28 protein-coding genes are annotated in these 25,957 nt (G+C 72.5%); 5 read left to right on the forward strand and 23 right to left on the reverse strand.

Translation table 11 applies throughout. The features are described from left to right. Window positions 1-111: 111 nt before the first annotated feature. From ACXN5W_RS25750 to ACXN5W_RS25785, 8 genes are all read right to left on the reverse strand, one after another. Window positions 112-1,440 (reverse strand): DivIVA domain-containing protein, encoded by a 1,329-nt coding sequence (locus tag ACXN5W_RS25750; RefSeq protein ID WP_473160960.1) that lies wholly within the window; start codon window positions 1,438-1,440, stop codon window positions 112-114. 121 nt (window positions 1,441-1,561) lie between these two features. Continuing rightward, window positions 1,562-2,686, reverse strand: a complete 1,125-nt coding sequence (gene rlmN, locus ACXN5W_RS25755; RefSeq protein ID WP_473160961.1) for a dual-specificity RNA methyltransferase RlmN — start codon at window positions 2,684-2,686, stop codon at window positions 1,562-1,564. 100 nt (window positions 2,687-2,786) lie between these two features. Then, window positions 2,787-4,025 (reverse strand): phosphatidate cytidylyltransferase, encoded by a 1,239-nt coding sequence (locus ACXN5W_RS25760; RefSeq protein WP_473160962.1) that lies wholly within the window; start codon window positions 4,023-4,025, stop codon window positions 2,787-2,789. Continuing rightward, window positions 4,025-4,582: a ribosome recycling factor gene (frr, locus tag ACXN5W_RS25765; RefSeq protein WP_473160963.1), complete on the reverse strand. Its 558-nt coding sequence runs from the start codon at window positions 4,580-4,582 to the stop codon at window positions 4,025-4,027. The genes ACXN5W_RS25760 and frr overlap by 1 nt, the downstream gene beginning before the upstream one ends. A gap of 85 nt (window positions 4,583-4,667) precedes the next feature. Then, window positions 4,668-5,432: a UMP kinase gene (pyrH, locus tag ACXN5W_RS25770; protein ID WP_473160964.1), complete on the reverse strand. Its 765-nt coding sequence runs from the start codon at window positions 5,430-5,432 to the stop codon at window positions 4,668-4,670. Window positions 5,433-5,597: 165 nt separating this feature from the next. Continuing rightward, on the reverse strand, window positions 5,598-6,425 hold the full coding sequence (tsf, locus tag ACXN5W_RS25775) for a translation elongation factor Ts (RefSeq protein WP_473160965.1): 828 nt from the start codon (window positions 6,423-6,425) through the stop codon (window positions 5,598-5,600). A gap of 121 nt (window positions 6,426-6,546) precedes the next feature. After that, the gene (gene rpsB, locus ACXN5W_RS25780) at window positions 6,547-7,479 is read right to left on the reverse strand and encodes a 30S ribosomal protein S2 (RefSeq protein ID WP_473160966.1); all 933 of its coding nucleotides are present in this window, start codon (window positions 7,477-7,479) and stop codon (window positions 6,547-6,549) included. A gap of 307 nt (window positions 7,480-7,786) precedes the next feature. Further along, complete coding sequence (locus tag ACXN5W_RS25785; protein WP_473160967.1) at window positions 7,787-8,818, reverse strand: hypothetical protein; 1,032 nt, start codon at window positions 8,816-8,818, stop codon at window positions 7,787-7,789. A 209-nt stretch (window positions 8,819-9,027) separates the two neighbouring features. Between ACXN5W_RS25785 and ACXN5W_RS25790 the strand changes: the two genes are divergently transcribed. From ACXN5W_RS25790 to ACXN5W_RS25810, 5 genes are all read left to right on the forward strand, one after another. Further along, window positions 9,028-9,387, forward strand: coding sequence for a YraN family protein (locus ACXN5W_RS25790; RefSeq protein ID WP_473160968.1), 360 nt, complete (start codon window positions 9,028-9,030; stop codon window positions 9,385-9,387). A 79-nt stretch (window positions 9,388-9,466) separates the two neighbouring features. Further along, the gene (locus tag ACXN5W_RS25795; protein ID WP_473160969.1) at window positions 9,467-10,987 is read left to right on the forward strand and encodes a YifB family Mg chelatase-like AAA ATPase; all 1,521 of its coding nucleotides are present in this window, start codon (window positions 9,467-9,469) and stop codon (window positions 10,985-10,987) included. Then, entirely contained in the window at window positions 10,897-12,258 is a 1,362-nt protein-coding gene (locus tag ACXN5W_RS25800) for a DNA-processing protein DprA (protein WP_473160988.1), read from the forward strand. Before ACXN5W_RS25795 ends, ACXN5W_RS25800 begins: the two co-directional genes overlap by 91 nt. Window positions 12,259-12,290: 32 nt before the next feature. Continuing rightward, entirely contained in the window at window positions 12,291-13,226 is a 936-nt protein-coding gene (locus ACXN5W_RS25805) for a tyrosine recombinase XerC (protein ID WP_473160970.1), read from the forward strand. A gap of 66 nt (window positions 13,227-13,292) precedes the next feature. After that, window positions 13,293-14,486: an aminotransferase class V-fold PLP-dependent enzyme gene (locus ACXN5W_RS25810; protein WP_473160971.1), complete on the forward strand. Its 1,194-nt coding sequence runs from the start codon at window positions 13,293-13,295 to the stop codon at window positions 14,484-14,486. Between the two features lie 149 nt (window positions 14,487-14,635). Here ACXN5W_RS25810 and ACXN5W_RS25815 read toward each other — a convergent pair whose 3' ends face one another. The 15 genes from ACXN5W_RS25815 to ACXN5W_RS25885 form a co-directional block, all read right to left on the reverse strand. Next, on the reverse strand, window positions 14,636-15,355 hold the full coding sequence (locus tag ACXN5W_RS25815) for a murein hydrolase activator EnvC family protein (protein ID WP_473160972.1): 720 nt from the start codon (window positions 15,353-15,355) through the stop codon (window positions 14,636-14,638). 170 nt (window positions 15,356-15,525) lie between these two features. Further along, window positions 15,526-15,849: a DUF2469 domain-containing protein gene (locus ACXN5W_RS25820; protein WP_007075222.1), complete on the reverse strand. Its 324-nt coding sequence runs from the start codon at window positions 15,847-15,849 to the stop codon at window positions 15,526-15,528. Then, on the reverse strand, window positions 15,846-16,727 hold the full coding sequence (locus tag ACXN5W_RS25825; protein ID WP_473160973.1) for a ribonuclease HII: 882 nt from the start codon (window positions 16,725-16,727) through the stop codon (window positions 15,846-15,848). Before ACXN5W_RS25825 ends, ACXN5W_RS25820 begins: the two co-directional genes overlap by 4 nt. Next, the gene (locus ACXN5W_RS25830; RefSeq protein WP_473160974.1) at window positions 16,721-17,188 is read right to left on the reverse strand and encodes an NUDIX hydrolase; all 468 of its coding nucleotides are present in this window, start codon (window positions 17,186-17,188) and stop codon (window positions 16,721-16,723) included. Before ACXN5W_RS25830 ends, ACXN5W_RS25825 begins: the two co-directional genes overlap by 7 nt. Before the next feature lie 41 nt (window positions 17,189-17,229). Continuing rightward, a complete protein-coding gene (lepB, locus tag ACXN5W_RS25835) occupies window positions 17,230-17,880 on the reverse strand; it encodes a signal peptidase I (protein WP_473160975.1) in 651 nt (216 codons plus the stop codon). After that, on the reverse strand, window positions 17,877-18,740 hold the full coding sequence (gene lepB, locus ACXN5W_RS25840; RefSeq protein WP_473160989.1) for a signal peptidase I: 864 nt from the start codon (window positions 18,738-18,740) through the stop codon (window positions 17,877-17,879). The genes lepB (ACXN5W_RS25835) and lepB (ACXN5W_RS25840) overlap by 4 nt, the downstream gene beginning before the upstream one ends. A 323-nt stretch (window positions 18,741-19,063) precedes the next feature. Then, the gene (rplS, locus tag ACXN5W_RS25845; RefSeq protein ID WP_473160976.1) at window positions 19,064-19,420 is read right to left on the reverse strand and encodes a 50S ribosomal protein L19; all 357 of its coding nucleotides are present in this window, start codon (window positions 19,418-19,420) and stop codon (window positions 19,064-19,066) included. Window positions 19,421-19,540: 120 nt separating this feature from the next. Then, window positions 19,541-20,314: a tRNA (guanosine(37)-N1)-methyltransferase TrmD gene (gene trmD, locus ACXN5W_RS25850; protein ID WP_473160990.1), complete on the reverse strand. Its 774-nt coding sequence runs from the start codon at window positions 20,312-20,314 to the stop codon at window positions 19,541-19,543. Window positions 20,315-20,328: 14 nt separating this feature from the next. Then, the gene (gene rimM, locus ACXN5W_RS25855; RefSeq protein ID WP_473160991.1) at window positions 20,329-20,901 is read right to left on the reverse strand and encodes a ribosome maturation factor RimM; all 573 of its coding nucleotides are present in this window, start codon (window positions 20,899-20,901) and stop codon (window positions 20,329-20,331) included. A 2-nt stretch (window positions 20,902-20,903) separates the two neighbouring features. Continuing rightward, the gene (locus tag ACXN5W_RS25860) at window positions 20,904-21,164 is read right to left on the reverse strand and encodes an RNA-binding protein (RefSeq protein WP_473160977.1); all 261 of its coding nucleotides are present in this window, start codon (window positions 21,162-21,164) and stop codon (window positions 20,904-20,906) included. Beyond that, complete coding sequence (rpsP, locus tag ACXN5W_RS25865; RefSeq protein WP_473160978.1) at window positions 21,139-21,633, reverse strand: 30S ribosomal protein S16; 495 nt, start codon at window positions 21,631-21,633, stop codon at window positions 21,139-21,141. The genes ACXN5W_RS25860 and rpsP overlap by 26 nt, the downstream gene beginning before the upstream one ends. A gap of 339 nt (window positions 21,634-21,972) precedes the next feature. Then, window positions 21,973-22,620 (reverse strand): ribonuclease FAU-1 family protein, encoded by a 648-nt coding sequence (locus tag ACXN5W_RS25870; protein ID WP_473160979.1) that lies wholly within the window; start codon window positions 22,618-22,620, stop codon window positions 21,973-21,975. Window positions 22,621-22,697: 77 nt separating this feature from the next. Continuing rightward, window positions 22,698-24,104, reverse strand: a complete 1,407-nt coding sequence (gene proS, locus ACXN5W_RS25875) for a proline--tRNA ligase (protein WP_473160980.1) — start codon at window positions 24,102-24,104, stop codon at window positions 22,698-22,700. 107 nt (window positions 24,105-24,211) lie between these two features. Beyond that, window positions 24,212-25,291 carry an amidohydrolase family protein gene (locus tag ACXN5W_RS25880; protein WP_473160981.1) on the reverse strand — a complete coding sequence of 360 codons (1,080 nt, stop codon included), beginning with the start codon at window positions 25,289-25,291 and terminating at the stop codon, window positions 24,212-24,214. Between the two features lie 18 nt (window positions 25,292-25,309). Beyond that, window positions 25,310-25,897, reverse strand: a complete 588-nt coding sequence (locus ACXN5W_RS25885) for a Uma2 family endonuclease (protein ID WP_473160982.1) — start codon at window positions 25,895-25,897, stop codon at window positions 25,310-25,312. Window positions 25,898-25,957 lie beyond the last annotated feature (60 nt).

Genomic DNA, 25,957 nt, shown 5'->3' on the forward strand with positions numbered 1-25,957 from the left:
CCCACCACTCCCTCGCAGCGGCTTTTTTGTGCCCTCGCCCCCCCACCCCCGATCCCCAGGCTCACCCTCCCACCTACCCACCCCCCCCCGCTTCGACGTGGTACGCGGAGGTCAGCGCCGGAACAGGATGTCCTTGACCTCCTTGAGCGCGGCGTCGACCTCGGCCTCGAAGTAGCCACCGGGTACCAGCCCGAACCGGGGGGCGTCCAGCTCGGCCGGCGAAACCGGCAGCGGGCCCCGTCCCGACATGCTGTCCAGGATCTCGGCGAAGAGCCGATCCACCTGATCCGGGTCGTACCCGCTGCCGAACCGGCGGACCTGGAACGTGCGACGGATCTGGTCCACCCGCTGCATGTCACCGCCCGCCGCGCCCGGCGGCGGGCCGGCCGGTCGGGGCGCGCCCATCGGGGGTCCGCCCATCGGGGGTCCGCCCATCGGGGGTCCGCCCATCGGCGGCCCACCCATCGGCGGACCGCCGACCACTGGCGTCGCCGGCATGGTCGGTGGTCCGTCAGCCCCGGGGTTGCGGAGCGACCTGGGGTCACGGTCCGGCAGCCGGATTTCGGCGGTCATGTCCATCTTCCCGTGCCGGCCGGGCTCGAATCCGTTGAACCGCTCCTCGGGGTCGTACGGATCCGGCACCCGTGGGCCGGAAGGCATCCCCGGACCACCGGCACCCGGCGGCATGCCGGGACCGGCGCCGGGCGGCATGCCCGGACCGCCACCCGGCGGCATGCCAGCGGGAGCTCCAGCAGGCATGCCGGGACGCGCGGGCAGCCCGCCCCGACCCGGACCGCCGGGACCGCGCACGGCCGGGCCGACCACGGTGGGCGGTCCGTCGTAGCCCCGGCCAGGTTCCTGCCCACCGCCGAAGGAGCCGGTCGGGTCGTCATACCTGGTGTACGGGTCGCCCGCGCCAGCCTGGGCGGGCATCGGTCGAGGGGGCACCGGAGGAGCCATCGGCGGTCCCCCACGGTCGTCGGGCGGGCCGAACCGGTCCGGCGGACCCATGCGGTCAGGCGGACCCATGCGATCGGGTGGACCCATCCGGTCCAGCGGACCCATCCGATCGGGCGGTCCCATCCGATCCGGCGGACCCATGCGGTCAGGCGGACCCATCCGATCCGGCGGACCGAACCGGTCGGGCGGACCCATCCGGTCGGGGACGCCCCGATCGGCGCCGCGAGCCGCCCCGCCACGCTCCTCGAGCTCGGTCAGCTGCCGCTCGACCCGATCCAGGTGCAGGTCGACCTGCCACTCGTCGTATCCGTTGAACCGGACCCGGAAGACGACGTCATGGACCTCCTGGGCGGCCACGGGCGCTCCGGCCTGCTCCCCCGCGAGGGTGGCCTCGACCCGGTCGAGGAACTCGTCCACCTCGTCGACCTTGTAGCCCCGGCGGAGCGCCTTGCGCCGGAAACGTTGACCCTGACTCGCCACTATGTCTCCTGGTCTGTTCGCTCGTAACGCAGCCCCGACCCATGGTCACCGCAGCGCCCGTCGAGCCTCCGGAAACCACCGACCCGGCCACGCTCGGCACCGGCGGCCCGCCGGTCCCCCCTCATGCCGGCACCTCCGCGGCCGCAAGCTGGCCGCACGCCCCATCGATCTCCTGACCCCGGGTGTCTCGCACCGTGGTGGAGACACCGGCCGCGCGAAGCCGGCGGACGAACTCCCGCTCGACCGGCTTCGGACTCGCGTCCCAGCGGCTGCCCGGCGTCGGGTTGAGCGGAATGAGGTTAACGTGTGCCAACCGGCCGGCCAGCAGCCGGCCAAGCAGGTCGGCACGCCACGGCTGGTCGTTCACATCTCTGATCATGGCGTACTCGATCGAGAGCCGGCGCCCCGTGCGATCCACGTAGTTCCATGCCGCGTCCAGCACCTCGGCCACCTTCCACCGCTGGTTGACCGGCACCAGTTCGTCGCGCAGCTCGTCATCGGGAGCGTGCAGCGACAGCGCGAGCGTCACCGACAGGTCCTCCTCGGCCAGCCGACGCATGGCGGGCACCAGTCCGACCGTGGAGACCGTGATGTGCCGCTGCGACAGGCCCAGCCCTTCCGGAGCCGGTGCGCACAGCCGGCGTACCGCGGCCACCACCCGCGAGTAGTTGGCCAACGGCTCGCCCATCCCCATGAAGACGACGTGCGAGAGCCGCGCCGGTGCGCCGGCGACCGCGCCGGACGCGGCCACCCCGGCCAGGTAGACCGCCTGGTCCAGGATCTCGGCCGTGGACAGGTTGCGGGTGAGCCCGGCCTGCCCGGTCGCGCAGAACGGGCAGGCCATCCCGCAACCGGCCTGGCTGGAGATGCACACCGTGACCCGGTCCGGGTAGCCCATCAGCACGCTCTCCACCAGCGAGCCATCGTGCAGCCGCCACAGCGCCTTGCGGGTCGCGCCGTCGTCGCAGGCCAACTCGCGTACCGGAGTGAGCAGGGTGGGCAGCAGCGCTCCGGCCAGCCGTTCCCGGCTCGCGGCCGGCAGGTCGGTCATCGCCGCCGGGTCCCGGACCAGCCGGCCGAAGTAGTGGGTGGAGATCTGTTTCGCCCGGAATTCGGGCTCGCCCAGCTCGCGGACCAGGGCTCGGCGGCCGGCGAGATCGAGGTCGGCGAGATGCCGGGGCGGCATGGCCGCCCGGCGGTTGCCGGAAGCGTCTGATCGGAGGGAGATCATGGGTAGGGTCGTCATGGCCTGTCCAGTCTCCCACGCCAGCGGCGGTGCGCACCTGACCGAGCGGACCGATCTAGGTGGTACCACGTGCCATGGACGCGCAGGTGACGCATCTCGCTCACCCCACCGGTTTCAGGACGGCCAGCAGCAGGTACGCCACCGGCACCGCGAACAGGATCGAGTCGAGCCGGTCCATCAGCCCGCCGTGTCCGGGTAGCAGGTTGCTCATGTCCTTGATCTTGAGATCCCGCTTGATCATCGACTCACCGAGGTCGCCCAGCACCGCGGATCCGGAGATCGCCAGACCGAACAGCGCACCCCACCACGGCGCGATGTCCAGCAGCAGGAACAACAGCACCGCGCTGCCCAGCCCCGCGGCCAGGACGGAGCCGGCGAACCCCTCCCAGGACTTCTTCGGGCTGACCGACGGCGCCATCGGATGCCGACCCAGGAACACCCCCGCGGCGTATCCGCCGGTGTCCGAGAGCACCACGGCGGCGAGGGTCACCAGTACCCGGTAGTGGCCGTCGGACGGCACCGCGAGCAGCGCGGCGAAACCGCCCAGGAACGGGACGTACACGGCGACCAGCGCCGTCGCGGTGAGGTCCCGCTGGTAACCGGCCGGGCCGTCGCCCAGTCGCCAGACCAGCGCCGCCAGCACGGTGACGAGCAGGCCGAGGCTCAGCGCGTCCGGTCCCGCCCACCAGGCCAGACCGATCATGAGTACGCCGCCGACCAGCAGGGGGACCAACGGCGGCCGTACCCCGGTGGTCTGGATGGCCCGGACCATCTCCCAGATCCCGATCCCGACGGCGACCGCCACGACCGCGAGGAACGCGGGCCGGAACAGGAACAGTGGTACGACGATGGCGGCGCCCAGGCCGAGGCCGACCGAGATCGCGGCCGGCAGGTTGCGGCCCGCCCGGCTGGGCCGGGGCGACGGACCGGCCGACGTACCCTCTCCGGTCGGTTCTGGGGCGCCCGACGGGCCGGGGCCGGTCGTGGGCGAGGCCGGCGGCCCACCCGAGCGCCGTGCCCGGCGGCGCCCGCGGTGCCGCCGGGGTCGGACCGGTTCCTGGTCCGCCTCGGCCGGTCGCCGGACCGGCGGCAGGCCGATCGGGTCGGTGAGCCCGGCCGGATCCGGACGGGGTGGCAGGGCCATCGGGGACAGCCCGATCGGATCGGTCGGGGCGGCGTCGGCGCGCGGCTCCGACCAGGGGTACGCCTCGGGCGCGGCACCGTTGCGCCGCGCCCGAACCGGAGCGCCGTCAGGGTCCGGCCACCGACCCCTTGGCGGATCGTCCGGGTACTCCCGGTCGCGGGGCTCGGCGCTGCCGTGCGGGTCGAGGTAGGACATCAGACCTCGAGCAGCTCGGCTTCCTTGTGCTTGATCAGCTCGTCGACGTTCGTCACGAACCGGTGGGTCAGGTCGTCGAGTTCCTTCTCGGCGCGCCGGCCCTCGTCCTCGCCGGCCTCGCCGTCCTTGACGATCCGGTCGAGCTCCTCCTTGCCGCGCCGGCGGACGTTCCGGATGGCCACCTTGGCCTCCTCGCCCTTCTGCCGAGCCACCTTGATCATGTCCCGGCGCCGTTCCTCGGTCATCTGCGGCAGCAGGATGCGCAGCTGGGTGCCCTCGTTGCCCGGGTTGACCCCGAGGTCGGAATCCCGGATCGCCTTCTCCATCGCGTGCAACTGCGACGCGTCGTAGGGCTTGACGATCGCCATCCGGGGCTCCGGAACGGCGATGGACGCCATCTGGGTCAACGGCGTCGGCGATCCGTAGTAGTCGAGCATGATCTTCGAGAACATCGCGGGGGTGGCCCGGCCGGTCCGGATGGCCCCGAACTCCTCCTTGGCGTGGTCGACCGCGCGTTCCATCTTCTCCTCGGCCTCGAGGAGCGTGTCGTCGATCACCTGGTCCGTCGCCTCCTTCTGGTGGTGCCTGTCGAAGTGACGCTCCCGCCCGGCTCGGGGGACGTCAATGCCGGGGGGCGCGGTTTCACGCGGTGATGAGGGTGCCGATACGCTCGCCGCCGACCGCTCTGGCGATCGTGTCAGCTCCCTCGGCGCCGAAGACCAGCATGGGCAGCTTGTTCTCCTCGCAGAGGCTGAAGGCCGCCGCGTCGGCGACCCGCAGGCCGCGCCGCAGCGCCTCGGAGAAGGTGATCGAGTCCAGCTTGCGGGCGTCGGGATCGGTACGCGGATCAGCCGTGTAGACGCCGTCCACGCCGTTCTTGCTCATCAACACGACGTCCGCACGGATCTCCAGCGCCCGCTGGGCGGCGACGGTGTCGGTGGAGAAGTAGGGCATCCCGGCGCCGGCGCCGAAGATCACGACCCGGCCCTTCTCCAGGTGCCGGATGGCGCGCAGCGGGATGTACGGCTCGGCCACCTGGGCCATCGTGATCGCGCTCTGCACGCGCGTCTCGATGCCCTCCTTCTCCAGGAAGTCCTGCAACGCCAGGCAGTTCATCACCGTGCCCAGCATGCCCATGTAGTCCGCCCGAGCCCGGTCCATGCCGCGCTTCTGCAGTTCCACGCCCCGGAAGAAGTTGCCGCCACCGACCACGACCGCGACCTGTACACCTCGGCGCGCGACGGTGCCGATCTGCCGGGCGATCGCCTGGACGACATCGGGGTCGACGCCGACGGCACCGCCGCCGAAGACCTCGCCGGACAGCTTGAGGACCACCCGGCGGAACCGGCCGGCCGGCGGTGTGGTGGGGTCGCTCTCCGTCGTCGTACCGTTCGCAGCCTGCGTCATCCGACCCGCCTCTCCCGCACCGCGCGTCGCACGCGGCACCGCGTCCATCCTGCCGATGCTGACCCTATGTGACGAGGAGGCCGCGGTGCCTGTCGCGTACACCGGCGGCCTCCTCTTTCGCTCCTGTTTTGCCACACCCGGGTGACACCCGGGTGGGCGGTCCGGTCAGGCCTGGCCGACCTCGAACCGAACGAAGCGGGTGATCTCGATACCGGCCTCGGCGAGCACCTGCTTGACCGACTTCTTGTTGTCGGTCACCGACGCCTGCTCGAGCAGGACGAAGTCCTTGAAGTAGGAGTTGACCCGGCCCTCGATGATCTTGGAGAGGGCGGCCTCCGGCTTGCCCTCCTCACGGGCCGTCTGCTCCGCGATGCGCCGCTCGGACTCGACGGTCTCGGCCGGCACCTCGTCACGGGTCACGAACCTCGGCCGCATCGCGGCGACCTGCATGGCCACGGCCCGGGCGTCCGCGTCCGCGGCCTCGTCCGACTTGCCGGCGTACTCGACCATGACGCCGACCTGCGGCGGCAGGTCCTGCGCCTTGCGGTGCAGGTAGACGGCGGCCGTGCCGTCGAGCACGGCGAACCGGTTGAGCACCAGCTTCTCGCCGATCTTGGCGGACTGCTCCTGGATGATGTCGGCGACCGTCCGGCCGTCGAGGGTCGAGGCGAGCAGACCCTCCGCGTCGGTCACCCCGGACTGGGCGCCGTGCTCGACCAGCCGCTGGGCCAGCGCCACGAAGTCGGCGTTCTTGGCCACGAAGTCGGTCTCGCAGTTGAGCTCGAGCAGCGCCTTGCCGGAGTGCGCGATCAGGCCGTTGGCGGCGGTCCGGCCGGCCCGCTTGCCGACGTCCTTGGCGCCCTTGATCCGCAGGATCTCGACGGCCTTGTCGAAGTCGCCCTCGGCCTCGGTGAGCGCCTTCTTGCAGTCCATCATGCCGGCGCCGGTGAGGTCGCGGAGCTTCTTGACGTCCGCGGCGGTGAAGTTGGACATGACTCTCTCTTCGATGATTGCGGCTTGGATGGAGTTCGTCAGGGCCGGCCCGGCGTACCACCGGAACGGGCCCTGGGTGATCGCCGTCCGCCGGTCGGATCGGCGGGAGACGATCAGCGGGTCACTCGGCGGCGGCCGGCGCGGGCGCCTCGGCGGCAGCCGGCGCGGGCGCCTCGGCGGCAGCCGGCGCGGGCGCCTCGGCAGCGGCCGGCGCCGGGGTCTCGGCGGCGGCCGGCGCGGGGGCCTCGGCCTGGGTGGCCTTCTTCTCGGTGTCCTCGATCAGCTCGCGCTCCCACTCGGCCAGCGGCTCGTCGGCGGCCACGACGCCCGGCTCGGGCTTCTCGTCGCCGCCACGGGCCTTGCCGGAGCGGGCGATGAGCCCGTCACCCACGGCCGCCGCGATCACCCTGGTGAGCAGCTCGGCCGAGCGGATCGCGTCGTCGTTACCGGGGATCGGGAAGTCGACCTCGTCCGGGTCGCAGTTGGTGTCCAGCACCGCGATCACCGGGATGCCCAGCTTGCGGGCCTCGTCGACGGCGATGTGCTCCTTCTTGGTGTCCACCACCCAGATCGCGGCCGGCAGCTTCTGCATGTCCCGCAGGCCACCCAGCGTGCGGGTGAGCTTGATCTTCTCGCGGGACAGCTGCAGGGTCTCCTTCTTGGTGTAACCCTGCGCGGTGCCGGAGAGGTCGCCCAGCGCCTCCAACTCCTTCATCCGCTGGAGCCGCTTGTAGACCGTCTGGAAGTTGGTCAGCATGCCGCCCAGCCAGCGGTGGTTCACGTACGGCTGACCGACCCGGGTCGCCTGCTCGGAGATCGCCTCCTGAGCCTGCTTCTTGGTGCCGACGAACAGGATGCTGCCGCCCTCGGCCACCGTGTTGCGCACGAAGTCGTACGTCTTCTCGATGTAGTCGAGGGTCTGCCGCAGGTCGATGATGTAGATGCCGTTGCGCTCGGTGAGGATGAAGCGCTTCATCTTCGGGTTCCACCGACGGGTCTGATGCCCGAAGTGAACGCCGCTCTCCAGCATCTGCCGCATGGTCACGATGGCCATGGTGGTGCTCCTTCAAGATTCCCTGGTTGATTACGCCGGGCCGGCGGCCTGACGTCCTGGCGTCCGGTCGCCGGCCATCGGGGACCCGATCGGAATCGGGACCAGGGAGGCCGTCGCCGCCCGGCGGGAGGCCGTGCGGAGGGCGCGCGAGGTCGACCGCGCAGGGCGGTCGCCGAGAGCAAGTGTACGCCCCGCCGGATCGGGCCAGGAGCCAGCCTGGCGGTCGGACCGGCCCAGGGTCGGACCGGGAACCGGCGGCCGGGCCTCGCGGACGAGCCAGGGCGGAGTCGGCGTCGCGGTCGAGGTGTCAGCTGGCCGCGAGCGCGGCGGCCATCAGCAGCACCAGGCCGGTGGTCAGGTACGCGGTCGGCGGCCGCAGCCAGGACCGACTCGAGTCGGCGAGCGCCGCGGGGCCGGTGGAGACCCCGTACAGCCCGGCGGCCAGCGAGGGCAGTCCGATCACCAGCAGCAGACCGGACACCACCCCCGGCACCCCCACCGGATCGGCCACCAGCCCGCCGAGCAGCACCCGCAGGGCCGCCAGCTCCAGCAGGCCGGTCAGCACCAGCAACAGCACCGCCCGCAGCGGTCGCCGGGACCGGTAGCCGCCGTCCGTGGCACCCCCGCCGTACACCCCACCGGGGGTACCTGACGCTCCACCGCCGAACCCGGGCGACGATCCGAACGACCCGGGGCCGGGGCTCTCGGCGGCCGGCTCGCCACCGGCCTCGGGGTCCGGACCGGAACCGCCGCGCCACAGCTGCCGCCGGTCGATCGGCTGGGTCTGGAACCGGGAGGTCGGGTCCGACCCGACGGCCGGGATCTGGCCGGTGCCCGGACCGGTTTCCACCGCCGGTCCGGGGTGCGACTCGCTGTCCGGTTGCGTGCCCGCCCGCGCGGATCGGCGGTCGGTGTCCGGTTGCGCGCCGGCCCGCGCGGATCGGCTGTCGGTGTCCGCCTCGCCGGGCCGGCCGGGGGTGATCAGCGGGAACTCCGCGACCAGGCCGTACCCCGAGCGCCCCGCCTCGGGCGGCCCGCCCGGCTCCGCGCCGCCATCGGTGCCGAAGCCGCCGTCCCGACCGGAGCCGAAGGCCGCGGGCCCGGCGGGCCAGCCCGGGTCGGTCGACGCGCCGGGCCGGCGCTCGTCGTACTCAGTGCCGTACGGTCCGGCGTGCCGTCCGACACCCGGCTCCTCGGCCCCGGCGGCGCGCTGCTGGGGCAGTTCGGCATCGGCGTCGTACCGGTCCGGGACGCCGTGCCGACGGCCGCCGCCGTACCCATGATCGTCGCCGTACCAGCTGGGCTCCGGCGCCCCGGGGAAGTCATGTTGTCGGTCCACGGTCCCGCACCGTATGCGACGGGTGGGTCGGCTGGCCAGCCGACACCATGAGATATCCCCAGGCCAGGACCCGGAGTACGGCCCTCCACGGTGTCCTTGGCCATAGCACATCCGCAGGAAGATCGTCACGTTGTCCACAGGGGCCCCCGTCATCCACAGCCGGCGGATTCGGGGTTCCCGACGCCGTTCTCGCGGACCACCGTCGAGACATGACGATGACCAGGTTGGCGATCGGGGCGTACGGCGAGCGGTGCGCGGTGCGGCACCTCGTCGAGGCGGGGCTGCGGGTGGTGGCCCGGAACTGGCGCTGCGACCAGGGCGAGGTCGACATCATCGCCTGGGAACGCGACGTGCTGGCGTTCTGCGAGGTGAAGACCCGCCGGGGTGGCGCGTACGGCACTCCCGGCGAGGCGGTGGACTCCGCCAAGATGCGCCGGCTGCGCCGGATCGCGCTCCGATGGCTACGGGACAGCGGCGCCCATCCCCGGGAGATCCGGTTCGACGTGCTTGAGGTGTACGTCGCGCGCAGCGGCGGAGCGCTCGTCGAGCACATCAGGTCGGCGTTCTGATGAGCGGGCGCGACGGGCGGAACGTCCAAGCCGGCACGGCGCAGCCGACGTCCGGTACCGGCCGCGGCGGGGGGATGGCATGAGCTACGCGAAGGTGCTCTGCGTGGGGCTGGTCGGCGTGACCGGACATCTGGTGGAGGTGGAGGCCGACCTGGCACCCGGGCTACCGGCCGTGGTCCTGTCCGGGCTGCCCGACACGGCGCTCAACGAGGCGCGGGACCGGGTCCGGGCCGCCATCGTCAACTCCGGTCAGCGGTGGCCGAACCGGCGGATCACCGTCAACCTTCTTCCGGCGACCCTGCCCAAACACGGTTCCGCGTTCGACCTCGCCATCGCCGCCGCCCTGCTCGGCGGTTCGGGTGAGCTGCCGCTGGCCCCGCTGGACGGTGTGGCCGTACTCGGCGAACTCGGCCTGGACGGCACGGTCCGACCGGTTCGCGGGACGCTGCCGATGGTGGCCGCCGCCGCCCGGGCCGGCGTGCGGCAGGTGATCGTACCCGCCGGAAACGCGGCGGAGGCCGCGGTCGTGCCCGGAGTCCAGGTGTGCTCCGTCGATGCCCTGCACCGGTTGGTGGGCTTCATCCGGCACGGGGACGCCCTGCTCGACCCGCCGCCGCGACCACCGCTGCCCCGGGATCCGGGGCCGGACCTGGCCGACGTCACCGGGCAGGCACTGGGCCGGCGGGCCATCGAGGTCGCGGCGGCCGGGGCGCACCACGTCGCCCTGTTCGGCCCGCCCGGCGCCGGGAAGACCATGCTGGCCGAGAGACTTCCGTCGATCCTTCCCCCGCTCGACGACGCGGCCGCCCTGGAAGTGACCTCGCTGCACTCCATCGCCGGCCTGTTACCAGCCGGTGCCGGCCTGATCCGTCGGCCGCCGTTCCAGGCGCCGCACCACAGCACGACCGTCGCGGCCCTGGTGGGTGGCGGAGGTGGTCTGGCCAGACCCGGCGCGCTCTCGTTGGCGCACCGTGGGGTCCTGTTCCTGGACGAGGCACCCGAGATCGGCAGGAGCGCTCTGGAGGCGCTGCGCCAGCCGTTGGAGAACGGCCGGGTGGTGCTCAGCCGGTCCCGGGGCACCACCGAGTATCCGGCCCGGGTGCAGTTGGTGCTGGCCGGCAACCCGTGTCCGTGCGCACACCCGGCCGGGGAACTCTTCTGCGAATGCACGCCGCTGGCCCGCCGCCGTTACCTCGGGCGGCTGTCCGGCCCGCTGCTGGACCGGATCGACGTCCGGGTCACGCTCAAACCGCTGCGTTCCGCCGAGTTGATGGAGACCGGCCAGATCGCGGAGGCGTCGGCGGTGGTGGCCCAGCGGGTAGCGGCGGCCCGCGCCGCCGCCCGGGACCGCTGGGCGCCGCTCGGCAAGCGGGTCAACGCCGAGGTTCCAGGGCCGGTGCTGCGCCAGGCACGGTGGCGACCGCCGGCGCGGGACATCCACGATCTGCAACGCCGGGTCGACACGGGTTCGCTCTCCGCCCGAGGCTTCGACCGGGTCCTCCGACTGGCCTGGTCGATCGCCGACCTCGACGGCCGGGACCGGCCGGACGCCGACGACATTCGGGAGGCCGTCGACCTGCGGACCGGGGAGAGCGCGTGACCCCGACCGCGCTGGCCCGGATCGCCCTGGGCTGGCTCACCGAGCCCGGCACCTGGTCGGTCTACTGGCTGGTCCGCCGGCACGGCCCGATCGGCACGCTGGCCCGGTTGCTGGCCGGAGAGGTGGCCGATCCCGCACTGCGCCAGGTGGTGGCGGCCCGGATCTCGAAGGCCGACCCTCGGGAGGTCGCCGAGGTGGCTGCGACCCGTACGGCACGGCTGGGCGCCCGGCTGGTCACCCCCGAGGACGACGAGTGGCCGCACCGGTTGACCGATCTGGAACGGCTGTTCGGAAGGCCCGCGCAGCGCCGGGTCGACCGGGAGTTGGCGCCACCACTGTGCCTGTGGGTCCGGGGTGGGTGGCCGCTGGACCAGGCGCTGAACCGGTCGGTGGCGGTGGTTGGCTCACGGGCCGCGAGCCCGTACGGCACGCATGTGGCCACCGAGGTCGGATTCGGCATGGCCGAGCGGGACTGGACCGTCGTCTCCGGTGGGGCGTTCGGGATCGACGCGGCCGCCCATCGGGGCGCGCTGAACGCCGGCGGGCCGACGGTGGCGGTGCTGGCGTGCGGGGTTGACCGACCGTATCCGGTGGGCAACACCGCGCTTTTCGATCGCATCGCCGACACCGGCCTGCTGGTCAGCGAGTGGCCGCCGGGTGCGGAGCCGCTGCGGCCCCGCTTCCTGATCCGCAACCGGGTGATCGCGGCCGGCACCCTGGGCACCGTCCTGGTCGAGGCGGCGGCCCGCAGCGGCGCCACCCAGACCCACGGTCGGGCCGTTGCCCTGAGCCGGGCCGCCATGGTGGTCCCCGGCCCGGTCACCTCCGCCACCTCGGTCGGTGCCCACCAGCAACTGCGGAACCACCCCGAGGCCCGGCTGGTCACCGGGGTGCCACACATCCTCGAGGAGGTGGGCCGGATCGGGGTCGACCTCGCGCCCGTGCCGCGCGGGCCGCACGGGCCGAGGGATGACCTCGACGACGACGCGGTCCTGGTGCTCGAGTCGGTGCCGCGACGCGCCGCGCTGGACGCCGAGGAGCTGGCCGCCCGGGCCGGCCTGGACTTCCGGACCACGGTGCGCAAACTGGGGCTGCTGGAGGAGCTGGGTCTGCTCGTCCGCCGTCGGGAGGGTTACGCGCTCGCCCCGCAGTCCCCGTCCGGTACCGCTCGCGGCAGGACAGCGGCACCACGAGGTACCCAGACCGAGCCGGACCGGCGAAGCGAGGCTTCCAGCGCGCCGGAAGCCGAAAAACCCGGCGCGCCGGCTTGACGGCGGCGACCTCCGGGCCGACGGTCGTCAGGATGAGCCGCCCCAACACCCGAGAACTGCACCAGGCCCTACCCCCGGCGATGCGCGCCGCCGTGGACGACTTCGCCCATCACCTGTCCCGGGTGGACAACCGGTCCGCGCACACCATCCGGGCGTACGTCGGGGACCTGGTCTCGCTGCTCGACCACGCCGTCCGGATGGGCTGTGTCCGGCCCGCCGAGCTTGACCTGACCGTGTTGCGCAGTTGGCTGGCCCGGCTGCGCACCACGGGCGCCGCCCGGACCTCGCTGGCCCGCCGCGCGGCGGCGGCACGGGTCTTCACCGCCTGGGCACACCGGACCGGGCTGCTCGGCTCGGATGTGGGCGCGGCGTTGGCCAGTCCCCGTGCGCACCGCGAACTGCCCACGGTGCTGCGGGCGGACCAGGCCAGCCGGCTGGTCGAAGCGCCGGGCGGCGGGACGGAACCGGTGCTGCTGCGGGACCGGCTCATGCTCGAACTGCTCTACGGCACCGGGGTGCGGATCAGCGAACTCTGCGGGCTCGACGTCACCGATGTCGACCAGGGCCGGCGGGTGGTTCGGGTGCTCGGCAAGGGCAGCCGGGAACGGTCCGTCCCGTACGGCGTACCGGCGCAGCGAGCCCTCGACGACTGGTTGCGGCTGGGCCGGCCCAGCCTCGTCGGGCCGACCAGCGGCACCGCGCTGCTGATCGGCGCCCGGGGTGGGCGGTTGCAGCCGACCGTCGCCCGGCGGGCCGTCACCGGCTATGCCGCCGCTGCCGGGCTGCCCAGGACCACACCGCACGGGCTGCGCCACTCGGCGGCCACCCATCTGCTCGAGGGCGGCGCCGACCTGCGTGCCGTGCAGGAACTGCTCGGACACTCGTCGCTGTCCAGCACCCAGATCTACACGCACGTCTCCGTGGAGCGCCTGCGCGCCGCGTACCAGCAGGCCCACCCGCGCGCCTGACACTCCGGCGCCGGTAGTCGAGTGATCCTCACCGGTCCGGAACTTCCGACGGTTACGATCTGCCGGATGAGTACGCCGGCACCACCCCCGCCGCCCGAACCGATCCCGGGGGCCCGGCTGCTGTTCTCGCTGGACCCGTCCGTGGCGCACCTCAACCACGGCTCCTTCGGGGCGGTGCCGATCGGCGTGCAGCGGGTCCAGCAACGGCTCCGGGACGAGATGGAGGCGAACCCGCTCCGGTTCTTCACCCAGGGTCTGCGGGACCGCATCGCGCACACGCGCCGGCACATCGCCAGCTTCCTGGGCACCGACCCGGACGGCGCCGCCCTGGTCGGCAACGCGAGCACCGGCGTGGCCGTGGTGCTCCAGTCGCTGGGGCTGACCCCCGGCGACGAGATCGTGACGACGGATCATGGCTACGGCGCGGTGCGGCTGGCGGTGGAGCGGGAGTGCCGCCGCACCGGGGCGGTGAGCCGGACCCTGCCCATCCCGCTGGCCGCCACCGACGAGGAGGTGGCGGTCGCGATCCGAGCCGGACTGCGCCCCGGACGTACCCGCCTGCTGATCATCGACCAGCTCACCTCGCCGACCGCCCGGCTGCTGCCCACGACGGCGATCGTCGCGGCGGCCCGGGAGGTGGACGTACCGGTCCTGGTCGACGCCGCGCACGCCCCCGGGATGCTGCCGACCCCGATCGACGACGTCGGTGCCGACTTCTGGGTCGGCAACCTGCACAAGTGGGCGTACGCCCCGCGCGGGACGGCGCTGCTGGCCGTGGCACCCCGGTGGCGCTCCCGGATCGAGCCGCTGACGGTGTCCTGGGAACAGTCGACCGGGTTCCCGCTCAGCGTCGAGTATCAGGCGACCCTGGACTACACGTCGTGGCTCGCGGCGCCGACCGGGCTGTTCACGATGCGTACCCTCGGGCTGGACGCGGTGCGGGCGCACAACGCGGCGCTGGCCGCGTACGGGCAGTGGGTGGTCGGGGCCGCCCTCGGCCTCGCGCCGGCCGACCTGCCGCAGCCCGGCGGACCGTCGGTCGCGATGCGGGTCGTGCCGTTACCGCCGGGGCTGGCCGGTGACCTGGACCGGGCCGTCGCGCTCCGGGCGCGGATCGCCGACGAACTCGACACGGAGGTCGCGGTGAACGCCTGGAACGGGCGGGGATACCTGCGGTTGAGCGGCCAGGTCTACAACCGGCCCGAGGAGTACGACCGGCTGGCGGACCGGTTGCCCGCTCTCCTCGCCCGGTCAGCCTGACCCCCGCCGACACCCCGTCCAGCGCCTCCGGCGCCGCGCCCACACCTCGTCGCCCCGGCGCCGTACCGGTTCCAGTCCGGCGGTCCCGGCGCCGTTCCGATACCTCGTCGGCACCCCGTGGGCCGGGCCGGTGGTCGAAACGGCGCCGGTCACGGCGGGTTCAGCGGAAGCAGCCGCACCCGACCGAGACCGAGCAGGCTCAACGGGTCCAGGTAATCGTCCTCCCGCCGTAGCCCCCAGTGCAGGCAGGCGGCCTCGGCGCAACCCGGGTGGCCCGGCCGGAGCCGGCCGATCGGGCTGCCGGCGGCCACCGGATCGCCGGGTCGGACGATCGCGTCCACCGGTTCGTAGGTGCTGCGCAGACCGTCCGCGTACCGCACGGTCAGGACCGGGCGACCGGCCACCACGCCGGTGAAGGCGACGGTGCCGGATCCGGCGGACCGGACCACCGCACCGGGCGGCGCGGCCAGGTCGACCCCACGATGCCCCGGGTACCAGGGCCGGGGCGGCGGTTCGAACCGGCGGACCAGGCGCGGTGGCCCGTCGAGCGGCCAGCGGAACACCTGCGCCAGCGGTGGGCCGGCTCGCGCGGGAAGCGGCACCTCGGCGGGTGACACCGGGACGGGTGGCGCCGGGGGCAGCGACATCACCGCATGGGGCGGTGCCACCCCCGGAAGCGACGTCACCGCGCGACGTGGCACCGCGGCCGGAGGCGACACCGCAGCGGTAGGCGGCACCGCGTCGCCGGGCGGGTCCGCGGCGGCGGGCGGCACCGCGTCGCCGGGCGGGTCCGCGGCGGCGGGCGGCGGCAACGCGACGGAGAGCAGGGTCACGACGGCCATGGCGGCCAGCGGGCTTCGGATCGGCATGTGGTCAGGGTGCCGCCAGCGCCGCCGCGCCTCAACGGGCCATCGCGCCGGCTGTGGACAGCGCAGGGCGCTGTGGAAAACCCCCGGCGGGCGCGTTGATCTGCTATGGCGGCCAGGCCACACTCACGCCGACCCGGGCGGGCCGAACGGCGCGGCCGGGGCCGGGCGGATCAGCCGCCGAAGCCCGAATCGGCGGGCAGCGAGATGTCCGGCTTCTCCAGCTCCTCGACGTTGACGTCCTTGAACGTCATCACCCGCACATTCTTCACGAAGCGGGCAGGACGGTACATGTCCCAGACCCAGGCGTCGTGCATCTCCACCTCGAAATAGACCTCGCCGTCCGAGTTACGGACGTGCAGGTCGACCTGATTCGCCAGGTAGAAGCGCCGTTCCGTCTCCACCACGTAGGAGAACTGGCGGACGATGTCGCGATACTCCCGGTAGAGCTGCAGCTCCATCTCGGTCTCGTACTTCTCGAGATCTTCCGCGCTCATCCCACTCCGCCTTCCATGGCCACATCTTCCCCCACCGACACCGGCGGCCGGGGTTGGTCGCCCAACGCCACGCCGACCGTACTCCTTACCGCAGCCGCGCGCTCCATCGGCTCGTCCGGCCGCTCCGGACGCGGGTCGTCCGGCCGCTCCGGGCCGGGCCCGGCCACCCGTCCCGCCAGGTCTTTCGGCAGCTCCGGGCGTGGCCGGCGAGCCCGCGGCGGGCGGCCGGACCGGCCGGAGACGGCGGCCACATTGACATACGAGAAGCGATGCTCCACGCACGGCCCGTGCCGGTCCAGCGCGGCGCTGTGCTCCGGGGTGATGTACCCCTTGTGCTCGGCGAAGCCGTAGCCCGGAAACCGCCCGTCCAGCTCCACCATGATCCGGTCCCGGGTGACCTTGGCCAGCACGCTCGCCGCCGCCACGCAGGCCGCCACCCGATCACCCTTCCAGACGGCGAGACCGGGGACGCCCAGACCGTCGACCCCGAAGCCGTCGGTCAGCACGTACTCCGGACGGGTGGTCAGCGACGCGAGCGCCCGCCGCAGCGCGGCCAGGTTGCACACGTGCAGGCCGCGCCCGTCCACCTCCTCGGCCGGGATCACCACCACCGCGTACGCCAGCGCGCGATCCAGCACGAGGTCGTGGACCCGCTCCCGGGCCGCCGCCGTCAGCAACTTGGAGTCGGCCAACCCGTCGATCTCGCCTCGGCGCCCCTCCGGCAGGATGACCGCCGCGGCCACCAGCGGGCCGGCGCAGGCACCCCGTCCTGCCTCGTCGGCACCGGCGACGTGCCGGAAGCCGCGTCGTTGCAGGGCGCGCTCCAGGGCGTACAGGCCGCTCTCCCGGCGCACGACGGTCCGTGGCGGTGTCAGCATCGCTCCCTCTCCTCCAGCGCCCGGCTCAGCACGGCCACGAGGTCCGTCGGGTACATCCGCTCCGCGGTCACCGCCAGCTCCGCCGGCGACCACCACCGGTGCCCGTCGATGCTTGCCCGCTCGACCTCGTCGAAGCCGGCGGTGTCCACCGTCCAGTCCGGCACCCGGACCAGGAAGAACTCCTGCTCCTGCCGATACCACCGGCCGTCGAAGGAAAATTCGGTCACCTCCCGCCAGACCGGTTCGCCGAGCGCGCTGACCGGCAGTCCCAGCCCGATCTCCTCGGCCAGTTCACGTACCGCTCCCTCCGCCGCCGACTCCCCCGGTTCGAGACCACCACCCGGGGTGAACCAGTAGTGGTGATCGGGGCGGCCCGGGTCCCGTCCGTGCAACAGCAGCACCCGGCCGGCGGCGTCGACAAGCAGGACCCGGGCGGCCCGTCGGTCGATGAACGAGGTCACCGGCACAGCCTAGGTCGGCGGGCCGACAGCGCCCAGCGCGGTCAGCCGGTCGGGCCGGGAACCTTGTCGAAGGTCGATGGGACGGACAGCCACTTGGCCCGGTTGAACGGCCAGAACACCGTGAAGGCCCGTCCCACCACCGAGTCCTCGGTGATCGTCGCGGCCTGGATGTCCCCCTGGGACTGCTCCCAGTGCTCCAGCGAGTCACCCGACTGCGACCGGTGGTCACCCATCACCCACAGCCGGCCGGCCGGGACCGTGACGTCGAAGTCCTGGTCCGCCGCCGGGTCGTGCTGGCCCGAAGCGTTGGTGAAGATGTACGGCTCGTCCAGCGGCTGCCCGTTCACGGTGATCCGCCGTTGCGCGTCGCAGCACACGATGTGGTCGCCACCCACCCCGATGATCCGCTTGATGAAGTCCTCGCCCTCGGGGGTGTTCCGCCAGTTGGCCGGGGCCTCGAAGACGATCACCTCACCACGGTGCGGCGATCGGAAGTCATAGACGAGCTTGTTGACCAGCACCCGGTCGTTGATGTCGAGCGTGTGCTCCATCGACTGCGACGGGATGTAGAAGGTCTGCAGCACGAAGGCCCGGACCAGTACCGCCACCAGGATGGCCACGCCCAGCAGGATCGGCAGCTCCTTCCAGAAGGAGCTGCGCGGCTTGGGTTTGTCGGTCTGCTCGTCAATCACGACTGGAGCCTACGTGGTCGAGTTGTGCCACGATATCGGGCACGCGCGGCGAAAAGGAGCGACAGCGCCAGCGGCAGCGCGGTCGGGGCCAACGCGCCGGCCTCCGGTCCGCCCGCCGGGCCCGCCGACCCGGTCACCGGGCCGACGCTGTCATCCGGATTGATCCCCACCGGACCGCCGGACGCGGCCACCACGTCGGGTACGTCGGCGAAGGTCGACGGCACCGGCAGGGTCGCCCAACGGGACTGCGGCCATATGATCACGAAGGCCCGTCCGATGACGTTGTCGATCGGCACCGGCCCCTGACACCGGGCGTCCTGGGAGACCAGGCGGTGGTCACCCATCACGAAGATCTGACCCGGCGGCACCACCACCTCGTCGAAGCGGCGGGCCCGGCACTCCTGCGGATTCGGCGGCACATCCAGCGGCGAATCCTGCGACACGTAACCGGACTCGTCGAGCGGATGCCCGTTGACGGTCAACCGGCCCTTGTCGTCGCAGCAGGCCACCCGGTCGCCCGGCAGCCCGATGACCCGCTTGATGAAGTCCTTCTCGCCCGGCCGGCTGACCCCGACCAGATCGCCCAGGGTGCGACCGAGCCGCCCGACGAAGCCGGGCGTCGGCTCGTCGGCCGCCTCCGGCGCCCAGTTGTCCGTGCCCCGGAACACCACGACCTCACCCCGTTTGGGGTCCCGGACGTCGTACACGATCTTGTTGACCAGCACCCGGTCCCCGATCAACAGGGTGTCCTCCATCGACCCGGAGGGGATGAAGAACGCCTGTAACAGGAACGTGCGGATCAGCACGGCCAGACAGAACGCCACGACCAGCAGCAGCGGGATCTCCTGCCACATCGGCATCTGCCGACGTACCCGGCGGACCCGGCGGCGCCATGGTTCGACGCCGGGCTCCAACTCCGTCCTGCGTACCACACGACTCCCCGGTCCCGATGTTCGCCACCGCCCGGACGGGTCGCCGGGGACGGCACGGCCGACGACGGGCGGTCCGCGGCCGGCGACGGCGGTCGCGACCACGGCCACCACGCGGGCCGTGCGATCAGCGTAACCGCCGGGGGCGATTCGGGCATCCATCGGGATACGACGACACGACGCCGGGCCGGCCCCACGGATGACCGTGGTGCCGGCCCGGCGTCGGAAAGCTCCGCCGAAGACGGGAGCGGGTGTCAGCTGGGCTGCTTCTCCCGCTTCTCCTTGATCTTGGCCTTCTTGCCCCGCAGCTCACGCAGGTAGTAGAGCTTGGCGCGGCGCACGTCGCCACGGGTCACGACCTCGATCCGGTCGATCGCCGGGCTGTTGATCGGGTAGGTCCGCTCGACCCCGACGCCGAAGCTGACCTTGCGGACCGAGAAGGTCTCGCGCAGGCCCGATCCCTGACGCCGGATGACGACGCCCTGGAAGATCTGGACCCGGGACCGGTTACCCTCGACGACCCGGGCGTGCACCTTCACGGTGTCACCGGCACGGAAGTCGGGAAGGTCGGTCCGCTGCGACTGGGCGTCAAGCGCGTCCAGGGTGTTCATCGCTGCATCCTCGTACGGCTCACGGCGCGTCACTGCGACGCGCGGTCGGGTGATTCTGATCCCGACGGAATCTCGGGATCCTCGCAGGCGGCCACGGCGTGGCCTTCTGCGGCAACCCCCCTACTTTGCCATATCCGGGTCCGGCACCTGAAATCCGGCCTCCCGCAGCGCGGCCACGTCCCGCTTGTCCAGATCCGCCGCGTCGAGCGCCGCCAGCAGGTCCGGCCGGCGCCACGCGGTACGCAGCAGCCCCGTCGTGCGCCGCCACCGGGCGATCCGGCCATGATCCCCCGACCGCAGGATCTCCGGTACGTCGAGCCCGCGCCAACTCGGCGGCTTGGTGTAGACCGGCGCCTCCAGCAGGCCGTGCGCGTGCGACTCCTCGTCCAACGAGTTGGCGTTGCCGAGCACGCCCGGCAGCAGCCGGGTGACCGCCTCCAGCACCACCAGCACGGCGACCTCGCCGCCGAACAGGACATAGTCGCCGAGGGAGATCTCCGTCACGGTCATCCGGGTGGCGGCGTGGTCGAGCACCCGCTGGTCGATTCCCTCGTACCGGCCGCAGGCGAACAGCAGATGCGGCTCGGCGGCGAGTTCGTGCGCCATGGCCTGGGTGAACGGCACCCCGGCGGGACTCGGCACCAGCAGTCGGGGCGGCGGCTCGGTCACCGGGGCCAGCGCGTCCAGCGCCTCCCCCCACGGCTCGGGTCGCATCACCATGCCGGGCCCGCCACCGTACGGCGTGTCGTCGACGGTGCGGTGTACGTCGTGGGTCCAGTTCCGCAGATCGTGCACGGCGAGCCGGAGCAGCCCGGCGGCCCGGGCCCGCCCGATGAGCGACAGTTCCAGCGGGGCGAGGTACTCCGGGAAGATCGACACGACGTCGATCCGCATCGGGGTGGGCGGGGTCACAGATCCAGCAGCCCCGGTGGGGCGTCCACGACCACCCGGCCACCGGCGAGGTCGACCTCGGGCACGATGGCCTTCACGAACGGGACCAGCGCGGTACGACCGCCGGGGCGGCGCAACACGATGAGATCGCTCGCGGGCGCGTGGTCGATCCGGGCCACCTCGCCCAGCGGTTCGCCCGCCGGGTCCACGACGGCCAGCCCGACCAGCTGGTGGTCGTGGAACTCGTCCGGGTCCGCCGGTGCCGCGACCTCACCGCTGTCCACCCAGAGCAGCACGTCCCGCAGGGCCTCCGCGACGTTCCGGTCGGCCACACCCGCGAAGTTGACCAGCAGCCGGCCCTGGTGCCAGCGAGCCGCCTCGACGGTCAGCTCGTCGGGCACCCGTACCAGTCCGGGGGCGTCGGGGTCGAGCGCCGCGGCGGCGACGGCGGCCTCGGCGGCCGAAGCCCCCGGGTCGGTACGTAGCACCGACCCGGGGGCGAACCTCGCCTCGGGCTCGTCCGTCCGCACCTCCACGGTCACCTCACCGCGGATGCCGTGCGGCTTTCCGATCCGGCCGACGATCAGCAGCATCAGTACGAGTCGACGATGTCGACCCGGACCCCACGGCCGCCGACCGAGCCGATCACCTGGCGCAGCGCCTTCGCGGTCCGCCCGGAACGGCCGATGACCGTCCCCAGGTCCTCGGGGTGCACCCGCACCTCGAGCCGCTTGCCGCGACGGGAGTCGACCATCCGGACCCGTACCTCGTCCGGGTGGTCGACGATGCCCTTCACCAGGTGTTCGAGCGCGGGCCGGAGCGCCACGTCAGCCCTGCTCGCCGGAGTTGGCACCGGCCTGCTCCTCGGTCGTGGCGGTGGTCGGCTCGGCCGCCGCCTCCGCGGCCGGAGCGGCCTTCGCCTCGGCCGGAGCGGCCTTGGCGGCCTTCTTCGCCGGCCTGCTGGCCGGGGTCTCGGCCACGCCGGCCGCCGCCTTGGCCTCGGCCTCGTAGGCGGCCCTGCGGTCGGCCCGCTCGGCGGCCACCAGCAGCGGCGGGGGAGCCGGCTGGCCCTTGAACTTCTGCCAGTCGCCGGTCTTCTCCAGGATGCGCTGCACGGCCTCGCTCGGCTGGGCACCGACGGAGAGCCAGTACTGCACCCGCTCCGACTTGACCTCGATCACCGAGGGGTCGTGCTTCGGCTGGTAGATGCCGACGAACTCGATCGCCCGACCGTCACGCTTGGTACGCGAGTCGGCGACGACAATGCGGTACTGCGGGTTGCGGATCTTACCCATCCGCAGAAGCCGGATCTTTACGGCCACAGTCTGTTCGCTCCTGTTGCGATTCTCACCGACCCGACGGGGCGGTGGGCGGTGAGCGTCGACCAGCACAGTGGGGTTGTGCCGGGAGACAACTCGATGGACGGGCGACACGACCGGGGTAGAGGGCGCCGGTCGCGCACCGGGTACCAGCGCACCATTGTGCCAGATGACGCCGCGATCCTTCACACCGGACGCCAGTTCTCCCCCTCGCCGCGTTGATCATGGGCGTTGCTGGCACGAATTCCGGACAATCGGGATTCGCGCACCCCTTGTTCGAGCGAGTGGAGGCAGGCCGCCCGAGAGGCTGGAACCGCCGCGCCGGGCCGTACTCGGCGGGTCTCAGCGGACGGGTGGACGGTCCCAGCCGGTGGGCAGCTCGGCGGGCGCCACCCAGGACGGGTCCGGGACGAAGTCGGTCCAGGTGCCGTCGAACGGGAAGTCGCCCGCCTCGATCTGCTTGATCACCCGCTCCCCCTCGGCCCGCACCGCCGCGCCGTCGGCCACCCAGTAGTGCTCGGGCCGGGCCAGCCGCTCGGCGAACTCGTCCTCGTCCTTCCAGACCCAGGTCCGGTCCGGGCGTGCCACCACGTCGAGGTCCTGGTCGATCACGTCCACCCCGGCGACCGGACCGTCATCCCAGCGCACGCCGGGCTCCTCCAGGTTGACGTACCAGTTGACGAACCGGCCGTGGTCGTCGAACCACCACCACACCGAGTGGGCCGCGCCGGGCGGCAGGAACATCAGGATCGGTGGGCCCGCCCACCGCGCGGGCGCCAGTCGGTACGACCGCGTGATCCACTCGGTGAACGGCATGGCCCGCATCCCCCGACCGTCGGCCGCCACCTCGTGGGCCACGGGCGAGTCCCGGGCCAGCCAGAGCAGCAGCCCGCGATCGTCGTCGCTGACCACCCGGCCCGGACGGACCCAGCCGATCCGCCCCCGCCGCACGTTGCGGTGCATGATCAAACGCCCGCGCTCGAAGCGCATCGCCGCTCCCCGGTGGTTAAGCGGGGGCCCCTCCTATACGAAAAGCGATAAGAGGGGGCCCCTCCTTTCAACGCAGCTCAGTAGGCGCGGCTGAGGATGGCGACCAGGTCGGGCTCGTCCTCGTTGTCCGGCACCGAGCCGTCGGCCCGGAGCAGGCAGCGGACGGTGACACCGTTGCCGTTGGCCTCGGCCTCGCCGGCCACCCCGACCGCCGACCACGGCACCCGGGCCCAGCCGGTGGCCGCCGCCGCGATCGCGTCGGCCAGCGAGTCGACCGACACGGTACGCGACTCGCGCAGCGCCAACGCCTCGTCGTGCAGCGTCCGCTGGTCGGCCTCCAGGGCGGCCAGCACGGCCCCGACGACGTCGGCCACCGGCACTGGGGTCTTGGTGCCGTCGGTCCGGCGTACCACGGTGGCGTTGCCGGCGGCGAGATCGCGCGGACCGACCTCGACGCGGACCGGATAGCCCTTGAGTTCGGCGTCCACGGCCCGGCGGCCGAACGCGGTGTCGGTGCGGTCGTCCAGCGCGACCCGGACGCCCGCGTCGCGCAGCGCGTCCCGCAGCTTGGTCGCGGCCGCGCCGACGCCGTCGCCGTCCTTCACGACCATGACGTACGCCTGGACCGGCGCGATCCGCGGCGGAACCCGCAGCCCGTTGTCGTCACCATGAGTCATGATCAACCCGCCGAGCATCCGGGTCGAGGTGCCCCACGAGGTGGTCCAGGCGTGCTCGACGCCGCCGGTGGCCGACGAGTACGTGATGTCGAACGCCTTGGCGAAGTTCTGCCCCAGCTCGTGACTGGTGCCCAGCTGGAGCGCCTTGCCGTCGCCCATCATGCCCTCGAGGGTGTACGTGGCGGTGGCGCCGGCGAACCGCTCCCGGGCGGTCTTCAGGCCCACCAGCACCGGGATGCCGAGGATCCCGACGAGGAAGTCCTCGTACACCTCGTGCAGGATCTTGCGGGCGTACGCCCGGGCGTCAGCCTCGGAGGCGTGCGCGGTGTGCCCCTCCTGCCAGAGGAACTCGCTGGTCCGCAGGAAGATCCGGGGCCGCAGTTCCCAGCGGACCACGTTGGCCCACTGGTTGAGCAGCAGCGGCAGGTCCCGGTAGGAGTCCACCCACTTGGCCATGAACTCGCCGATCACGGTCTCGCTGGTCGGCCGGACCACGACCGGCTCGGCGAGCTGCTTGCCACCACCGTGGGTGACCACGGCCAGCTCGGGCGAGAAGCCCTCCACGTGCTGCGCCTCGCGCTTGAGGTAGCTCTCCGGGATGAACAACGGGAAGTAGGCGTTCTCGGCGCCGGCCGCCTTGATCCGGCCGTCCATCTCGGACTGCATCCGCTCCCAGATGGCGTACCCGGCCGGCCGGATCACCATGGTGCCCCGCACCGGGCCGTTGTCGGCCAGCTGGGCCTTGGCGATCAGATCCTGGTACCAGCGGGGGAAGTCCTCCGCACGGGGAGTGAGCACACGAGCCATGACCGCACATCCTATGCTCCGCCGTCCGATTGAAAGGAAGGGCCCCTTGTTATCGCTTTCCGTACAGGAAGGGCCCCCTGTTAACGCCGCAGCACGCCGCGACCGGGTCAGCGCAGGACGCGGCCTCGCAGGACGATCCGGTGGGGTTGGCGGACCACCGCCAGATCCTTGCGGGGATCCGTGGGATAGACGACCAGGTCCGCGAGGCCCCCCTCGACCAGGCCGGGGAAGCCGAGCCACTCCCGGGCGCCCCAGGACGCCGCGGCCAGCACGTCCAGCGGGGACATCCCGGCCTGGTCGCGCAGCAGCAGCATCTCCTCGGCGGCCAGCCCGTGGTCGATCCCGCCACCCGCGTCGGTACCGACGAAGATCGGCACCCCGGCCTCGTACGCCGCGCGCACCACCTCGGGGAAGCCGTCGCGGAGGTTCAGCATGTGCTCGGCGTACGCCGGGTACCTGTTCCGGGCCTGCTCCGCGATGCCGCCGAAGGTGGCAATGTTGATCATGGTCGGCACCAGAGCGGTGCCCCGCCGGGCCATCTCGTCGATCAGTTCGAGGCTCAGCCCCGTACCGTGCTCCACCGAGTCGACCCCGGCCCGCACCATGATCTCGACGGCCGACTCGGAGAAGGTGTGCACGGCCGCCCGTACCCCGGCGGCGTGCGCGGCCTCGACCGCGGCGGTCATGGTGTCGGCGTCCCAGGCGGGCGCCAGGTCCCCGGCGTCCCGCTCGATCCAGTCGCCGACCAGCTTCACCCAGCCGTTGCCCGCGCGGGCCTGCGCGGCCACCGCGGCGGCGACCTCCGACGCCGGCACCTCCACGCCGATGTCCCGCAGGTACCGCCTCGGCGGCGCGACGTGCCGGCCGGCGCGGGCCAGCCGGGGCAGTTCCGGCTCGTCCTCCAGCTCCGGATACGGGTACGGCGAGCCGGCGTCGCGGATCGCCAGCACCCCGGCGTCCCGGTCGATGATGGCCAGCTCGCGCGCCTGGTCGAGCGAGGTGATCGGCCTCCCGCCCCGGGCGATGCCGATGTGGCAGTGCGCGTCCACCAGGCCGGGCAGCACGTACCCGCCGTCGGCCACGGTCTCGGCGCCCGGCACCGGTTCGAAGGTCACCCGGTCGCCGACCAGCCACAGGTCCCGGACCTCGTCGTCGGGGAGCAGGACGCCACGCACGTGAAGAGCCATGCGTCCAGTCCTACCGGATCACTCCCCGTCGGGTGCGAGCAGCCCGGCCCGGCGGGCGGTGAGGGCCGGCAGGTCGACCGAGACCTTCCACGGCCGCTCGGTGACGAACAGGTCACTGGTGTACGAGACCTGGTCGTACTCGCGGTTGGCGCCGAGTGTGTACTCGGTCAGCGTGATCTTGTCGTGCAGCGGGTCGACCACCCAGTAGCTGCGCACCCCGGCGTGCGCGTAGAGCTTGGCCTTGTCGTACATGTCGCGGAACGTGGAGCTCGGCGAGACCACCTCGACGGCGAGCAGGGCGTCCTGGACCGGTACCGGGGTCCGGTTGGCCCGCTCGCGCCGGATCACCACGACGTCCGGCCGGGGTTCGTTGCGCCGGTCGACCGCCAGCGACAGGTCGAAGACCACGAGTTGTTCGGAGGGACAGTTCGCCTCCAGGGCGAGCAGGATGCGTACACAGAGGTCCTGATGCAGGGCAGTTGGGGAGGGCAAGATCAACCTTCCGTTGATCAACTCGTACGGAAGGTCCTCCGGCAACTCGCCCAGGTCATCAACCGTCCACTCCCGCCATTCGTGCCAGTCAGGCAGGATCGGTGCCGCGCTCATGCCATCTCCTTCCATGGGGATCCCCTCACCCTAGGCAATCGGAGAAGCACTCACCGTCAA

This window comes from Plantactinospora sp. A48 (genome assembly GCF_055793945.1).

Coding starts and splice junctions, on each gene's coding strand:
- trmD (WP_473160990.1), bottom strand. CDS start 20,314: ATGCGGATCGACGTCGTGTCGATCTTCCCGGAGTACCTCGCCCCGCTG.
- rpsB (WP_473160966.1), bottom strand. CDS start 7,479: ATGGCCATCGTGACCATGCGGCAGATGCTGGAGAGCGGCGTTCACTTC.
- ACXN5W_RS25880 (WP_473160981.1), bottom strand. CDS start 25,291: ATGGCTCTTCACGTGCGTGGCGTCCTGCTCCCCGACGACGAGGTCCGG.
- proS (WP_473160980.1), bottom strand. CDS start 24,104: ATGGCTCGTGTGCTCACTCCCCGTGCGGAGGACTTCCCCCGCTGGTAC.
- ACXN5W_RS25805 (WP_473160970.1), top strand. CDS start 12,291: ATGAGCCGCCCCAACACCCGAGAACTGCACCAGGCCCTACCCCCGGCG.
- tsf (WP_473160965.1), bottom strand. CDS start 6,425: ATGTCCAACTTCACCGCCGCGGACGTCAAGAAGCTCCGCGACCTCACC.
- ACXN5W_RS25820 (WP_007075222.1), bottom strand. CDS start 15,849: ATGAGCGCGGAAGATCTCGAGAAGTACGAGACCGAGATGGAGCTGCAG.
- ACXN5W_RS25885 (WP_473160982.1), bottom strand. CDS start 25,897: ATGAGCGCGGCACCGATCCTGCCTGACTGGCACGAATGGCGGGAGTGG.
- ACXN5W_RS25870 (WP_473160979.1), bottom strand. CDS start 22,620: ATGCGCTTCGAGCGCGGGCGTTTGATCATGCACCGCAACGTGCGGCGG.
- ACXN5W_RS25795 (WP_473160969.1), top strand. CDS start 9,467: ATGAGCTACGCGAAGGTGCTCTGCGTGGGGCTGGTCGGCGTGACCGGA.
- rlmN (WP_473160961.1), bottom strand. CDS start 2,686: ATGACGACCCTACCCATGATCTCCCTCCGATCAGACGCTTCCGGCAAC.
- lepB (WP_473160989.1), bottom strand. CDS start 18,740: ATGCCGATGTGGCAGGAGATCCCGCTGCTGCTGGTCGTGGCGTTCTGT.
- ACXN5W_RS25815 (WP_473160972.1), bottom strand. CDS start 15,355: ATGCCGATCCGAAGCCCGCTGGCCGCCATGGCCGTCGTGACCCTGCTC.
- rplS (WP_473160976.1), bottom strand. CDS start 19,420: ATGAACACCCTGGACGCGCTTGACGCCCAGTCGCAGCGGACCGACCTT.
- ACXN5W_RS25825 (WP_473160973.1), bottom strand. CDS start 16,727: ATGCTGACACCGCCACGGACCGTCGTGCGCCGGGAGAGCGGCCTGTAC.
- ACXN5W_RS25760 (WP_473160962.1), bottom strand. CDS start 4,025: ATGTCCTACCTCGACCCGCACGGCAGCGCCGAGCCCCGCGACCGGGAG.
- ACXN5W_RS25810 (WP_473160971.1), top strand. CDS start 13,293: ATGAGTACGCCGGCACCACCCCCGCCGCCCGAACCGATCCCGGGGGCC.
- pyrH (WP_473160964.1), bottom strand. CDS start 5,432: ATGACGCAGGCTGCGAACGGTACGACGACGGAGAGCGACCCCACCACA.
- ACXN5W_RS25790 (WP_473160968.1), top strand. CDS start 9,028: ATGACGATGACCAGGTTGGCGATCGGGGCGTACGGCGAGCGGTGCGCG.